General features: G+C 37.1%; 11 protein-coding genes. 7 read left to right on the forward strand and 4 right to left on the reverse strand.

Annotated features, from left to right (window positions below; genetic code table 11):
- Positions 1 to 97 precede the first annotated feature (97 nt).
- Complete coding sequence (locus DV428_RS04590; RefSeq protein WP_053465314.1) at positions 98 to 916, forward strand: Slam-dependent surface lipoprotein; 819 nt, start codon at positions 98 to 100, stop codon at positions 914 to 916.
- Between the two features lie 54 nt (positions 917 to 970).
- On the forward strand, positions 971 to 2,410 hold the full coding sequence (locus DV428_RS04595) for a porin family protein (protein WP_114908841.1): 1,440 nt from the start codon (positions 971 to 973) through the stop codon (positions 2,408 to 2,410).
- Between the two features lie 66 nt (positions 2,411 to 2,476).
- Here DV428_RS04595 and DV428_RS04600 read toward each other — a convergent pair whose 3' ends face one another.
- Entirely contained in the window at positions 2,477 to 3,739 is a 1,263-nt protein-coding gene (locus DV428_RS04600; protein WP_114908842.1) for an HlyC/CorC family transporter, read from the reverse strand.
- A 280-nt stretch (positions 3,740 to 4,019) separates the two neighbouring features.
- Here DV428_RS04600 and ffh point away from each other — a divergent pair, with 280 nt between their 5' ends.
- Positions 4,020 to 5,399 (forward strand): signal recognition particle protein, encoded by a 1,380-nt coding sequence (gene ffh / locus DV428_RS04605; RefSeq protein WP_114908843.1) that lies wholly within the window; start codon positions 4,020 to 4,022, stop codon positions 5,397 to 5,399.
- Positions 5,400 to 5,454: 55 nt separating this feature from the next.
- On the opposite strand, the gene DV428_RS04610 is transcribed toward ffh, so the two are convergent.
- Positions 5,455 to 6,210 (reverse strand): Nif3-like dinuclear metal center hexameric protein, encoded by a 756-nt coding sequence (locus tag DV428_RS04610; RefSeq protein WP_114908844.1) that lies wholly within the window; start codon positions 6,208 to 6,210, stop codon positions 5,455 to 5,457.
- Positions 6,211 to 6,585: 375 nt separating this feature from the next.
- Here DV428_RS04610 and DV428_RS09630 point away from each other — a divergent pair, with 375 nt between their 5' ends.
- Positions 6,586 to 6,729, forward strand: a complete 144-nt coding sequence (locus tag DV428_RS09630) for a hypothetical protein (protein WP_005630689.1) — start codon at positions 6,586 to 6,588, stop codon at positions 6,727 to 6,729.
- Between the two features lie 105 nt (positions 6,730 to 6,834).
- On the opposite strand, the gene DV428_RS04620 is transcribed toward DV428_RS09630, so the two are convergent.
- Positions 6,835 to 7,218: a helix-turn-helix domain-containing protein gene (locus DV428_RS04620; protein ID WP_053465319.1), complete on the reverse strand. Its 384-nt coding sequence runs from the start codon at positions 7,216 to 7,218 to the stop codon at positions 6,835 to 6,837.
- 193 nt (positions 7,219 to 7,411) lie between these two features.
- On the opposite strand from DV428_RS04620, the gene DV428_RS04625 reads away from it, so the two are divergent.
- Positions 7,412 to 10,369, forward strand: coding sequence for an autotransporter outer membrane beta-barrel domain-containing protein (locus DV428_RS04625; RefSeq protein WP_114908845.1), 2,958 nt, complete (start codon positions 7,412 to 7,414; stop codon positions 10,367 to 10,369).
- A 79-nt stretch (positions 10,370 to 10,448) separates the two neighbouring features.
- Here the strand turns inward: DV428_RS04625 and DV428_RS04630 are convergent, their stop codons facing one another.
- Positions 10,449 to 11,480, reverse strand: a complete 1,032-nt coding sequence (locus tag DV428_RS04630) for a branched-chain amino acid aminotransferase (RefSeq protein WP_114908846.1) — start codon at positions 11,478 to 11,480, stop codon at positions 10,449 to 10,451.
- 475 nt (positions 11,481 to 11,955) lie between these two features.
- Between DV428_RS04630 and DV428_RS04635 the strand changes: the two genes are divergently transcribed.
- Together DV428_RS04635 and rlmM are read left to right on the forward strand one after the other, a co-directional pair.
- Positions 11,956 to 12,849 carry a transcriptional regulator GcvA gene (locus DV428_RS04635; protein ID WP_114908847.1) on the forward strand — a complete coding sequence of 298 codons (894 nt, stop codon included), beginning with the start codon at positions 11,956 to 11,958 and terminating at the stop codon, positions 12,847 to 12,849.
- Positions 12,842 to 13,933, forward strand: a complete 1,092-nt coding sequence (gene rlmM / locus DV428_RS04640; protein ID WP_114908848.1) for a 23S rRNA (cytidine(2498)-2'-O)-methyltransferase RlmM — start codon at positions 12,842 to 12,844, stop codon at positions 13,931 to 13,933. Before DV428_RS04635 ends, rlmM begins: the two co-directional genes overlap by 8 nt.
- Positions 13,934 to 13,952: the final 19 nt, after the last annotated feature.

Consider the following 13,952-nt stretch of genomic DNA (forward strand, 5'->3'; position numbering starts at 1 on the left):
GAAAATAATTATCATATTCGTTTTTGTGATATGATGACTTTGGCTCAAGACGATTAATGTCTTGATTTTATAAACCTTCTATAATAAGGAAATTATTATGAAAAAACTAAGTAAAATTGCAGTAGCAGTAATGGCTTGTGGGGTTGTTGGTTTTACACAAGCGCAGGTAGTGGGAAATGTATCAACTGATACAAATCAAACTCGATATATAAAAATCAAGGCAGGAGAAAAAGATGGAAAGGCTGGCGTTGAAATATATGACAGTAGTATTCCTAATGATCCCGCTGTCTTAAGTAAAACAGCAAATAATAAAGGTCAATCAATGGCTTTAATGGCTGAGCGTGCAGACAAATGGATTTCGCATATTACTGGCGTTGCTAAAAAAGATTCCAATGGCGTAGTTGTGGCAAAATTATACAAAATGCCTAAATTGACTTTAATTATGCCAGATCATACTGGGTTAGGAAGATTGTCCTTTAAACAAGTTGGTAATCTAGATACCTACTATGGTGAATGGGAAAATGTGAGTGGTCAAACTACCCAAGAAAAAAATGTCAGTGTTTATTATGCTGGTTCTAATCCGACAAAACGTTTACCAAAAGGTAAAGCTGTTTATCAAGTTAAAGGTATTAATCAATATAATGACTTCAATAGGGCACTAATGACAGGTAAATTCAATGTTGATTTTGATGCTGGAACTATTGAGGGTTCTCTATCTAAACCTGATTTAAAACTCTCTATTCAAAGCCAAATCAATAAATCTAAAGCCACTTTTGAGGGTGAAGCTACAGCAGAAGGTATCACTGGTAAATCAGAAGGTCGTTTCTATGGTGCTAAAGCTGAAGGCTTGGCAGGTATGGCAACCTTTGCTTCAAAACCTGAATACAACACAGCCTTTGGCGGTACTAAAAATTAAGTTTAATAAACAAAAGGCTTGCGAAAGCAAGCCTTATTGTAAACAGGATGTTTTATGTCGAAATTCCCTTTTATTTTTCTTTTTATTCCTTTTTTGGTTCTTGCCGAAAATCAAGAAAAAGATTTCCGCTTACAGCAACAATCTCAATTAAATCAACAACGACAAGAACAACAATTTATTCAACAAGATAAATTCTTTACTACATTAACAATAAACAACCAAGAATTTAAGGTGAGTGATAATATAGAAGAAATAATGACCGCTCTTTTTCTCGCGATTAATCACAAACAAACGAATGATATTGAACATTTATTAATCCGTTATAAACAATTTCCACAAGCAGAACGAGGAATGATTTTATTTGCAGAAGCGAATATTGCATTTAATCAAGGAAATACCAAAAAAGCCATTCAACTTTACGAGCAACTTGTTCAACAAGAACCTGATTTCACACGCGGAAAATTAGATTTAGCTAAACTCTATTTTCTAAACTGGCAAAACAATCAATCTAAAATTCTTTTTAATCAGATAGCATTGCCGCAACAACCAAATGTAATGGCACGTGTAAACCAATATTTATCACAACTTGATTATCGCCAATCGTGGCAAGGATCTTTTTCTTTTGGCACAATTTATAATTCTAATTTAAATCAATCTGGTAATGAAACTAGTAAAGAAATTGTCGAAAATCCTTATCTTGGTACATTAGAATTTACACGAACTAGACCAACTATTCAAAAAAGCACAGGATTTAGTTATGAAGCGGTATTAAATAAATATACTGAAATATTAAATAATCAAGGTATTATTTTTAAAGGATTAGCTTATGGTGAGTTTTATCCGAAAAAATCAGAATTTACTGAACATAATATTTCACTTGGATTAGGATACCGTTTTAAAGATCAAAAAAATCAATTAGATCTTTATCCTTTAATTGAAAAAACAAGAGCCTATCATCATTGGTATAGCGAAAGAAAAGGGTTTAATATTTCTTATTCAACGATTTTAAATCCGAATTTATACTTTTCTTTGCAAACAGAATATAAATGGGAAAAATATCAAGATCGTAATTTATCTTATCAAGATGGAAAAATTCTCTCTTTCTTTTCTACTTTAGTTTATAGCTTACCAAATGATTGGATTTTATTTGGTGGATTGGATTATGCGAAAAAGTTTTCAACAGAATCAAAAATTGATCAATATACTAGAAAGGGGTTAAGAATAGGTATTAATAAAAGTTTTGAAAGCGGAATTGATATTACTGCGCAAGGTATTTTTAGAAAAATAGATTATCAAGATTATAATGCCCTTTTAGGAAAAACAAGAAAAGACAATGAACAAAAATATTTGTTTACCTTTGCCATTCCTAAATTCAAATTTTACGATATTGTGCCTAGTATCAATTTTATTCATACAAATCATCAGAGTAACGTAGAAATGTTATATCGCTATAAACAGAATGAAGTGGTATTGAAATTTGAAAAAAACTTTTAAAAACAAACCGCACTTTGAGAGATATTTAACTCTAAGTGCGGTTCAATTTAGCGGAGTTTTTTATGATTAAAGTTTGACGACTTTCGCCTGTTTTATCATATTATCGCCCACTTCAAGAATGGTAATTTGCAAGCCATCAATTTCGCAAACCGTGCCTTCATCGGGAATTTCCTCTAAGTGTTCGAGGATTAAACCATTAAAGGTTCGGGCATCTTCTGTATCCAATTCCCAGTTAAACATTTTGTTGAGATCGCGTAGGTTGGCAGAGCCATCAATAATCATGGAACCATCGGATTGTTGCGTTACTTCCTCGTCAATGCTTGGGGCGGTGGAAGTGGTAAAATCACCAACGATTTCTTCCAAAATATCTTCCAACGTCACAAGGCCTTTAATATCACCGTATTCATCTACAACTAAGCCAATTCGCTCTTTATTTGTACGGAAATTTGCAAGTTGCGTTTTTAATGGCGTGCTTTCAGGAATGAAATACACTTCATCTGCGGCACGAATTAAGGTTTCTTTGGTAAATTCATTTTTTTCCAGCAGTAAGCGGAATGCTTCACGCACGCGCAAAATACCAAGCACTTGTTCATCAAGGCTGCCTTTGTAAAGCACCACGCGGTTATGTGCTGCATGATTGAGCTGGCGCATAATGGCTTTCCAGTCATCATCAATATCAATGCCACCAATTTCGTTACGTGGAACCATAATGTCATCAACGGTGACGGTTTCCATATCTAAAATAGAAAGCAACATTTGTGGATGTTGTTCATCAGGCGTCGCTTCGCCCGCTTCTGATACGATACTACGAAGTTCTTCACGGCTAATTACTTGTTTTTGCATATCGGGTTTTAATCCCACCAAATGCATTAATGATTTGGTAAAAATATTCATCAGCCAAACTAGCGGATAGAAGATTTTAAGTAATACTGTCAAAATATGGCTGGAAATGAAACCGACTTTTTCTGCGTGCATCGCTGCCACAGTTTTGGGGAAAATTTCAGAAAAGACAAGCATCACGAAAGTGAGCAAACCCGTTGCAATCGCCACGCCGGCATCACCGTATAAACGCATACCAATCATGGTCGCAATTGCCGATGCACTGATATTCACAAGGTTATTAAAAATAAGAATAAAGCTTAACAAGGTATCAGGCTTTTCGAGCAGTTTTTCTGCTTTTTGTGCGCCTTTATTGCCTTGTTCGGATAGAAAACGAAGACGATATTTATTGAGAGAGAGTAGTCCGGTTTCTGAGCCGGAAAAATAGGCAGATAACACTAAACAGATAATGAGAATAATAAATAAAGTACTAAGGGGAATACTGTCCAAGGGAAAATCCTTTTGTTCGTTAATCAACAAAAAGTGCGGTCATTTTTCACCGCACTTTTTACCTGTTATTTGATTTTGCTAAATCAAATGGCTACTCAAATAGCCAAGAGTGGGCAGAATGATACCCGAAATTGGCTAAATAATCATTCTTTTTCCTTATCTCCTATGCTTTCTTTATGAAATCGCCTACTCAAAAAGCCATTTTCATTTGAAATGATGAAAAACGCCTAAATTTCGGTATAATCAGCGCAATTTTTTAAGAAAAACAGGATTGTTAGCCATGTTTGAGAATTTATCGGATCGCCTTTCCAAAACTTTACGTAATATCACAGGAAAAGGTCGTTTAACGGAAGATAATATTAAAGAAACCTTGCGCGAAGTGCGTATGGCATTACTTGAGGCTGATGTTGCCTTGCCTGTAGTGCGTGAATTTATCGCAAAAGTAAAAGAAAGCGCGCTTGGGGAAGAAGTCAATAAAAGCTTAACGCCGGGGCAAGAGTTCTTAAAAATCGTTCAGCGTGAGCTTGAAAAAGCCATGGGCGAAGCCAATGAGAGTTTAAATCTTGCAACCCAACCACCAGCGGTTATCTTAATGGCAGGTTTACAAGGTGCGGGTAAAACTACCAGCGTGGGTAAATTGGCAAAATTCTTGCGTGAACGCCATAAAAAGAAAGTGTTAGTGGTGTCTGCTGACGTATATCGCCCTGCTGCGATTAAGCAACTTGAAACCTTGGCTCAATCCGTTGGCGTGGATTTTTTCCCATCGGATGTCAAACAAAACCCCGTTGATATTGCTAAAGCGGCACTTGCTGATGCAAAACTGAAATTCTACGATGTGTTGATTGTGGATACAGCAGGTCGTTTGCACGTTGATACAGAAATGATGGACGAAATCAAGCAAGTCCATGCAGCATTAAATCCAATCGAAACTCTTTTCACTGTTGATGCGATGACAGGTCAAGATGCGGCCAATACGGCAAAAGCCTTTAATGAAGCATTGCCGCTTACCGGTGTTATTTTGACGAAAGTGGACGGTGATGCGCGTGGTGGTGCAGCGTTATCAATTCGTCAAATCACAGGTAAACCAATCAAATTCTTGGGTGTGGGCGAGAAAACAGAAGCGCTTGAGCCTTTCCATCCTGATCGTGTCGCTTCCCGTATTTTGGGCATGGGCGATGTACTTTCCCTTATCGAAGATCTTGAACGTTCTGTTGATCGTGAAAAAGCAGAAAAAATGGCGCAGAAATTCAAGAAAGGCGATGATTTCACTTTAGATGATTTCCGCGAGCAGCTTATCGAGATGAAAAAAATGGGCGGCATGATGTCTATGCTTGAGAAATTACCGGGTGCAAAAAATTTGCCTGAGCACGTTAAAAATCAAGTGGATGACAAAATGTTTGTCAAAATGGAAGCGATTATTAACTCCATGACCTTAAAAGAACGTGCAGACCCAGATATTATCAAAGGATCTCGCCGTCGTCGTATTGCATTAGGTTCTGGTACTCAAGTGCAAGATGTTAATAAATTACTTAAACAATTCGATGAAATGCAACGCATGATGAAGAAAATGCGTAAAGGTGGCATGGCTAAAATGATGCGTGGAATGCAAGGCTTAATGGGCGGAGGCTTAGGCGGGCTTGGCGGAATGTTTAAACGATAATTTCAGAAGATAAAAGTGCGGTAAAAAAGAAATATTTTTACCGCACTTTTGCATTTCACGCTGGATTATCTATATCTTTAAATTCTACATCAAAACCATATTCTTTCGCTAACCATTCGCCTAATGCCTTGATGCCATATCGTTCTGTTGCGTGATGGCCTGCAGAGAAGAAATGTAATCCTTGCTCACGGGCAGAATGGATTGTTTGTTCTGACACTTCACCAGTAATAAACGCATCGCAGCCTTGTTCTGCCGCAAGATCAATATAACCTTGTCCGCCACCAGTGCAGATACCAATTTTTCGGATTAAGTGCGGTCCGTTTTCAATGCAAATTAACGGTTTTCGATTTAACACTTTTTCTATTTTTTCTGCAAAGTCTTTACCTGTCATCGGTTCTTTTAATTCGCCCCAAACAGGAATACTCACAGCGCCTTTTTCTAATGGTTGTAAATTTTCAATGTCGAGCAGTTTGGCTAATTGTGCGTTGTTGCCTAATTCTGGGTGCACATCTAATGGTAAATGATAGCCATATAAATTAATGTCGTTCACTAAAAGCGCTTTAATTCGCTTGCCTTTCATTCCTCGAATACAAGGGGTTTCACTTTTCCAAAAATAGCCGTGATGAACCAAAATCGCATCGGCATTTTGTCTGATTGCGTAATCAATCAAAGCCTGACTCGCCGTTACGCCAGTAATGATTTTTTTGATTTCTGTTTTACCTTCGACTTGTAAGCCGTTGGGCGCATAGTCATTGATTTTATCGGAAGAAAGTTTTTGATTAATGAGTTGTTCAAGTTCGAGATTATTCATAATGGATCGTTGATTGGAAAAAGTTGGGATATGGTACAAAATTCCAAAAAAAATGGCTAGTGCGAAGGAGTGGGGGAATGCACTAGCCAAGTTTCATTACTATTAAATTACTATCTAGTATCTAAAACAGGATTCATTATATACATAAATTTATAGCGATCAAGAGGAAATAAGAAATTTTTTATTTTATTTAAAGTGCAGTTTAAATTTCTTGTGTTTTTAATAGTTCAATAAGCCAAATTTGTCAGCAAAGAAGGGAAGCTTGGCTTTGGTGAGAGGTGTTAATGATAGCAAGTAAAGTAAAATATTTCGTTGGGATGTGGCATCGTTGTGCTACAATTCGCGGGTTTTTTAATTTAACAAAAAGGTTTACTTATGAAAAAATGGTTATTCATTATTGCAGGCGCGTTGATTATTTCAGCTTGTGCAAATAAAGACGTGTATTTTAACGGAGCGGAAGGCTCTCATTCAGGTGTTAAATTTGATAAAGATTCTCGTCAATGGGGACTAAATCAATAAAAAGTGCGGTTATAAAGAAGCCTATTTTACATTGTAGATAGGCTTTTATTATTTAGATTTTTTAGTTTTCGCACTTATTGCGGCTATCAATAAAATTTCATAATTTTATTTTGATTTTAATAGCTCAATAATCTCTTTTAATGCCTTAATTTCATCGTCTTTTTGAGCTAATAAGGTATCTTTCATTGCCAGTAAACTATTTAATTTTTTATTTTCTGCTGCAAGAATATTACTTACACCAAAATAACTATTATTATTTGTGTGATCACCAATACTAAAGAAAAATGATTTATCTTGGGCAGTAATCAACTCGCCCATATCAATATTAAACACATTCGCAATTTGCTGTAATTTATCTAAATTAATGCTGCTTTGTCCACGCTCAATTTTGGCATATCCATTCGGTGACATTGAAAGCTTCTCCGCCATTTCTTCTTGCGACCATTGATTGATTTCTCTCATTACGCGAATTTTATCGTAGACTTCCATTTTATTTCCTTAAAGTGCGGTTTTACACATTGTTAGGTTAGTTTTTAATATTACTTGTTTATGGTAAAAATTTCCTTGAAGTATATCATTTAGACAATTTTTATCCAAAATTTTATGGAGTCTTTGATGATTAATAATCAGGGTAAGGTAATTCTATTCCACCTGAAAAAATTTCATCTTTAAGTAAAAAATAATGAAACATTGTAAAAATTCCCTTCTTATGAGAAATCGAAAAATCTTATTTATTCTTTTAATTCCTTTAGTTGCACAAGGAAAAGTCATTGAAGAGTCGGGCTATACCTTAGTACATTCACAAACAGGGGATACAATAGAATATACCTACGATGCCGCTACCAAAGACAAACCCTTAAATTCCCTCATTATTGCCGCCAACGGCGGTACGAATAACATTACGATAAAAGGCAAATTGGCAGACGGCTCTGCCGATGCCTCGCCGACGATTGACAATAAATCGATTGAAAGAAATATAAACACAAACGGTTATTCGTACACATTACACGAAACGTACAGACCGGGATATCATAGGGGCGGCGCGGTGATGTTGGCGGATCAAAGCTATGAGGGTAAAAACAACATCACTTTTGAAAACGTAACCATAGCCGCCCATAACGCGCCTTACGGCATTTTGTCTTATGACAGAATCAATACGCAAAAATCCGAAAGCTTGGCGCCGGCGACGCTTACCTTTAAAGGGCGCAATACCATCAATGCAGACGCGGACCCGAATGCCAATCCCGGGGTCGAAGGTATTACATTGCTTAATAATGGTGAAAAAGTGGGGGAATATCGTCTTGTTTCCGAAGAAGGCTCGACGCTGAATATCAACATCAAATCAGGAAAAGATAGAGGACAAGGCATTACCGCCAACCACTATGGTAACTCAGGCATCAACCTCAACAACGCTTCTCCAAGCATCACCACGATGGAGTTCAAGGGCGATGTAAACATTAAAATCGATAGGAACGGACAGGAAGAGGCGGAAGCAAACGGTTTTGGCTTCTATTCAAGCCGCAGACTAGGCAATAAGAAGCAGATTCCGGAAGGCTCCAAAATGGAAGCGATTTTCCGTGGAAATGTCGATATCGTTGCAACGCCGGTTTATGACGAGCAAGGCAGGCCCAAAAGCATAGGCAGCGCGTTTGCGATTGACGGGAAAAACAGCAAAGTCGAGGTTATCGGCGGGGAAGACAAGGTTGTCAAAATCAAAGGCGATATTTTCGCCTACAACGGCGGCAGCGTGAGCGTGAACCTCGCCAACAAAGATTCTTATTTTGAAGGGGAAGCCCATATCGGGAAAAGGAGCTTTGCCAAAGGGAAAGATATGTTCGCCTTAACCGTGGATGCGGACGGATATGAATTAGCCCCCGATACAAATTCGATTGAAAAGAAAAAGAAAGAGCTGAATGCTAAGCAGAAAGTATTGCCAAGCAGAAAAAAAACTTTGGATAACGTAAATAAAAAATTGGATGAAGAAAATAAAGAATTGGCTGAACTAAATAAAGAATTGGCTGAATCAGGTGAAAATGAAAAGAGAAAAGAACTAGAAAAAAAAGTAAAATCGTTAGAGTACAAAATTCAGAGCAAAAAAAGGCAAATAGAACGTCTAAAAGAAGACATAGAAAGGGTTGCGGTACTCGAAGAAGAAATCAAAAGATCTGAAGAGTTCTTCGATGAAAACGGTTGGATTAAAGACAGCGTTATCGACGACAAAACAAAAAACACCGTCAACCTCAAAATGAGCAACGGCGCGCGCTGGACGGTTACCAATGATTCGATGCTGAAAGAGTTGGATTTGTCGGAAGGCGCGCAGGTTGAATTTAGCGACAGCAACAAATTCGTCAAAGTGTCCGTGAGCAAGCTCAAGGGCGACGGCGGCGTGTTCAAAATGTACGGCGACATCGTCAAAGGCGAATCGGACAAGCTGATTACCCGGAAAGGCAGCGAAGGAACGCATATTATTGAATATGAAGATAAAGATAAAGCGACTGCGAAAACAACAGGAAAGGAATACCTTAAACTTGTTGAAAATAGAGGCGATAAAAAAGATAACAAAGCGATTTATAAACTGAATGTCCGCTGTACCGAACAAGGGGCTTACTGTTTTTCCATAGGCGAATCTACAGATTCTAAAATAGTCGATATTAAGGCTGACAATAAATACGATTTCTATCTTTATCCAGCCACTTTGAGTTCATGGGCTCAGGCTGCAGTGGTGTTGAATGATTTAATCTATCAATCTAATTTAACTTTAACTGAAAGTTTACATCAACGTTTGGGAGAGGTTCATTTCAATAAAGAGATTGTTAAACAACAAAATGTTTGGGTTAAATCTCTTGGTGGCGAATATGTCGGAACAGAAACTGTGAAAGTGAGAGGATACACAAATCGTTATCGTGGATTAAAAGCAGGTTATGATTGGATTAAAGCAAGAGGAAATTGGATTAATTACAACGGGCTCTCATTTGGATACATCAATTCAACTGCACGATTGAACACATTTGGTGGAAAAATTCATATTTATGGTAAAGAGTTAGGTTTATATTCTGCTTGGCTAAACAAAGAAAACGATCTGTATTTGGATTTTTGGGCAAAAGCTATTAGATATCGTGGTGGCTATAATGTAATTAATTATTCAAATAAAGACATTACATCTCCAAACATCATGGCGTCTACATACATTTTTTCTTCTGAAATGGGGAAACGTTTTAACCTAAGCCAAAATGCTGAACGTGTTATTTATTTCCAACCAGAAGCACAATTAAGTTATCACGCTACGAATGGCTATTCATTTAAAACCTCACATGATGCAAGCGTTAAAACAGAAAGAATGCGTAGTTTAGTGGGGAGAATTGGTTTTCGTGCGGGGATAGATTATTTCAAAGAAAAAAATCTACATCCTTATGTCAAGCTAATGTATGAAAGAGAATTTTTAGGTGAAATGCAACACACATTTAATGAAGTTGCAGTTGAGAGATTCAGTAATAAAGGGAGTTGGTGGGTTTATGGTTTTGGGCTCTCTTATATGAATAAAGCGAAAAATACGCAACTCTATTTCGAGGCACAACGTTCTTCAACGCATAACTTTAAACAAAATTGGCAAGCTCATCTTGGTGTAAGATACTTGTTCTAATTAATGTTTCATATTTACGTTCCATAAAAATAGAGCGATAACTTTTAGGAGAGTTATCGCTTTTTTATTTCAGGAAAAATTATTCTACTTTCACAATCCAGCCTTCAGGGGCTTCGACATCACCGAATTGGATGCCTGTGAGTTCTTCATAAAGGCGACGTGTTACTGGGCCAACTTCAGTTTCAGAATAGAACACGTGGAATTTGCCTTTATGCTGGATTCCGCCAACAGGTGAAATTACCGCTGCAGTACCACAAGCACCCGCTTCAGCAAATTGATCTAGTTGATCGATATAAACATCGCCCTCAATTGCTTCCATACCTAAACGCTCTTTTGCGATATGTAAAAGAGAGTATTTGGTGATACTTGGTAAAATAGATTCTGATTTTGGTGTGATGAATTTATTATCTTTTGTGATCCCAAAGAAGTTTGCCGCACCGACTTCTTCAATTTTAGTGTGAGTTTTTGGATCTAAATAAATGGCATCAGCGAATTTACGTTCTGGCGTACCTTGTCCTGCCGCTAATACATGTGGCAGAAGGCTTGCAGCGTAGTTACCACCCACTTTTACGCCACCGGTTCCCATAGGTGCTGCACGATCGTATTCGGTGGTAATGAAGTTAGATGGTGTCAAACCACCTTTGAAATAGGCACCAACTGGGCAGCAGAATACCGAGAAAATAAATTCTGGCGCAGCTTTCACACCGATATTTTCACCCACACCAATTAAAAATGGACGTAAGTATAAGGTTGCGCCAGAGCCGTAAGGTCCGACCCATTCTTCGTTCGCTTTCACCACTTCTTTACATGCACGGATAAATAATTCAGTAGGCACTTGTGGCATGAGTAAACGATCCGAAGTATGTTGCATGCGTTTTGCATTTTCTTGTGGGCGGAATAAGTTGATTGAACCGTCTTTGCAACGGTAAGCTTTTAAGCCTTCAAAGCATTGTTGACCGTAGTGAAGTGCGGTAGAACCTTCGTGAATATGTAAGGTATTGTCTGTGGTGAGTTTGCCTTCGTCCCATTTACCATCTTTCCAGTGCGCAATGAAACGGTAATCTGTTTTAATATAACTAAAACCAAGGTTATTCCAGTCTAAATCTTTCATTTTACTTCCTTAATATTATTTTTTTGAATGAAATGCTGTTTAATCTACACCATTCCAGAAGTGATTTAAATAATAAATTCTCGAAATTATGCAATTTTTAGTCAATTAAAAAGGAATAATGAAATTTTGGAAACAGGGCAGGAAATAAAGATATAGTTATGCTAAAATCGGGATGAAAAAAACGCCACTCAATGAAAGCAGCGTTTAACCAAATCGGTTTAATAATATACAGGAAGTAAATGAGTAACACATTTGTTACTCAAGTTCGGTTACCCGAACTATATGCAAACACAACATCATACTTAAGTCCGAAACTCATTAACTAGTAAGGAATTACCAATCATTAAGTATGGCGATATTTTAAGAAAAAGGGTTAGAAAGGACAAATGACGTTTTTTTATTTGAGGTATTAGAAAAACTAATCCGAATTAAATCTTGCCTATTATAGACGAAAATTTCATAAATGGAAATACCTATGTATAAACGTTTGCCACCATTGAATTCGCTAAAATCTTTTGAGTCGGCTGCTCGACATTTAAGTTTTACTAAAGCGGCGGATGAGCTTTGTGTCACACAAGCGGCAGTTAGTCATCAAATTAAATTATTAGAAGAGTTCTTAGGAATTGAATTATTTAAGCGAAAGAATCGTTCTTTAGAATTAACAGAGCTTGGAAAAGCTTATTTTGTTGATATTAATAAAATTCTACGTCGTTTAAATGAATCAACAGAGCGATTGTTAACGTTAAAAACGGATCCTCATTTAAATATTAGCGTGCCACAAACTTTTGGTATTCAATGGCTAGTTCCACATTTAAGTGAATTTAATCAGCTTTATCCGCAAATTGAGGTTCGTTTAACAGGCGTGGATCAAGATGAAGGTTTGTTAAATAAAGAAATTGATCTTGCTATTTATTATGGCTTGGGAAATTGGCAGAATCTTCAAGTGGATCGTCTTGGTGAAGAAAATTTATTGATTTTAGCCTCGCCCGAATTGTTAGCCGAAAATCCAATTATTCAGCCTGAAGATTTAAAAAAACATACATTAATTCACATTCATACACGTGATAATTGGCAAGCGATGGCAAATCATTTACAGTTAGATGATTTGAATATTCAGCAAGGGCCGTTATTTAGCCATACATTTATGGCGTTACAGGCAGCAATTCATGGGCAAGGTATTGTATTAGCGAATCGCTTATTAGCTTTGCAAGAAATTGAAAATGGCTCATTAAAAGTGGTATTGCCAACCAATTTACCTGATCCAAAATCATTTTATGTGGTCAATCATCTTGATCGCCTAGATGATCAAAAAATTCAAGCATTCCGTCAGTGGATTATTAACTCAATTAAACAAGAAGAAAATGAATAAACTCGCATTATATTGTCGCCCAGGTTTTGAGAAAGAAGTTGCTGCCGAGATCACCGATCAAGCAAGTAATTTAGGTGTATTTGGTTTTGCACGAGTACAAGATAATTCGGGCTATGTCATTTTTGAATGTTATCAACCTGATGAAGCTGATCGCCTTGCTCGAGACATTCCTTTTAACCGTTTGATTTTTGCTCGTCAGATGATAGTTATTTCCGATTTATTGGAAGATTTAGATCCTGCTGATCGTATTAGTCCCATCGTGGCGGCGTTTGAAGAATTATCACAACAAATTAATTTTGCTCAATCTAGCGAGCTTTTTGTAGAAACTGCAGATACAAATGAAGCGAAGGAGCTTTCCACTTTTTGTCGTAAATTTACCGTGCCTTTACGTCAGGCATTGAAAAAACAAGGCTGGCTTTCGGCAAAAGCGACTCAAAAGAGCGGTCAATTTTTACATTGTTTTTTTGTAAAACCGAATTGCTGCTATGTGGGATATTCTTATGTGGATAATCATTCTCCCCATTTTATGGGAATCCCTCGTTTAAAATTTCCAGCAGATGCGCCGAGTCGATCTACGTTAAAACTAGAAGAAGCTATTTTGACTTTTATTCCGCGTAAAGAAGAGAATAAACGTTTAAATGAAAATATGATTGGCGTTGATTTAGGGGCTTGCCCTGGTGGTTGGACGTATCAATTGGTCAAACGCGGTTTATTTGTTTATGCAGTTGATCACGGAAAAATGGCGGCGAGTTTGCATGATACGGGGCGCATTGAACATTGCGCGGAAGATGGTTTTAAATTTCAACCCCCAAAAAGGAAAACAGTGGATTGGTTAGTCTGTGATATGGTGGAACAACCAAGCCGTATTTCGTTATTGATTGGCAAATGGTTGTTGAATGGTTGGTGCCGAGAAACCATCTTCAATTTAAAATTACCCATGAAAAAACGTTATCAAGAAGTGATATTATGTTTAGAAAACTTGGCTGTTATGTTGGCGGAGCAGAATTTTAATTTTGATATTCAAGCAAAGCATTTATATCACGATCGTGAAGAAATTACGGTACATATAGCATTAAAATCTTGAGTGAATTGTTTTCATAACC

This window comes from Haemophilus haemolyticus (assembly GCF_003352385.1).
Lineage (GTDB): Bacteria > Pseudomonadota > Gammaproteobacteria > Enterobacterales > Pasteurellaceae > Haemophilus > Haemophilus haemolyticus_I.

Excerpts from the sequence above, each read along its gene's own strand:
- DV428_RS04590 (WP_053465314.1), top strand. The coding sequence starts at position 98 with ATGAAAAAACTAAGTAAAATTGCAGTAGCAGTAATGGCTTGTGGGGTT.
- DV428_RS04595 (WP_114908841.1), top strand. The coding sequence starts at position 971 with ATGTCGAAATTCCCTTTTATTTTTCTTTTTATTCCTTTTTTGGTTCTT.
- ffh (WP_114908843.1), top strand. The coding sequence starts at position 4,020 with ATGTTTGAGAATTTATCGGATCGCCTTTCCAAAACTTTACGTAATATC.
- DV428_RS04610 (WP_114908844.1), bottom strand. The coding sequence starts at position 6,210 with ATGAATAATCTCGAACTTGAACAACTCATTAATCAAAAACTTTCTTCC.
- DV428_RS09630 (WP_005630689.1), top strand. The coding sequence starts at position 6,586 with ATGAAAAAATGGTTATTCATTATTGCAGGCGCGTTGATTATTTCAGCT.
- DV428_RS04620 (WP_053465319.1), bottom strand. The coding sequence starts at position 7,218 with ATGGAAGTCTACGATAAAATTCGCGTAATGAGAGAAATCAATCAATGG.
- DV428_RS04625 (WP_114908845.1), top strand. The coding sequence starts at position 7,412 with ATGAAACATTGTAAAAATTCCCTTCTTATGAGAAATCGAAAAATCTTA.
- DV428_RS04630 (WP_114908846.1), bottom strand. The coding sequence starts at position 11,480 with ATGAAAGATTTAGACTGGAATAACCTTGGTTTTAGTTATATTAAAACA.
- DV428_RS04635 (WP_114908847.1), top strand. The coding sequence starts at position 11,956 with ATGTATAAACGTTTGCCACCATTGAATTCGCTAAAATCTTTTGAGTCG.
- rlmM (WP_114908848.1), top strand. The coding sequence starts at position 12,842 with ATGAATAAACTCGCATTATATTGTCGCCCAGGTTTTGAGAAAGAAGTT.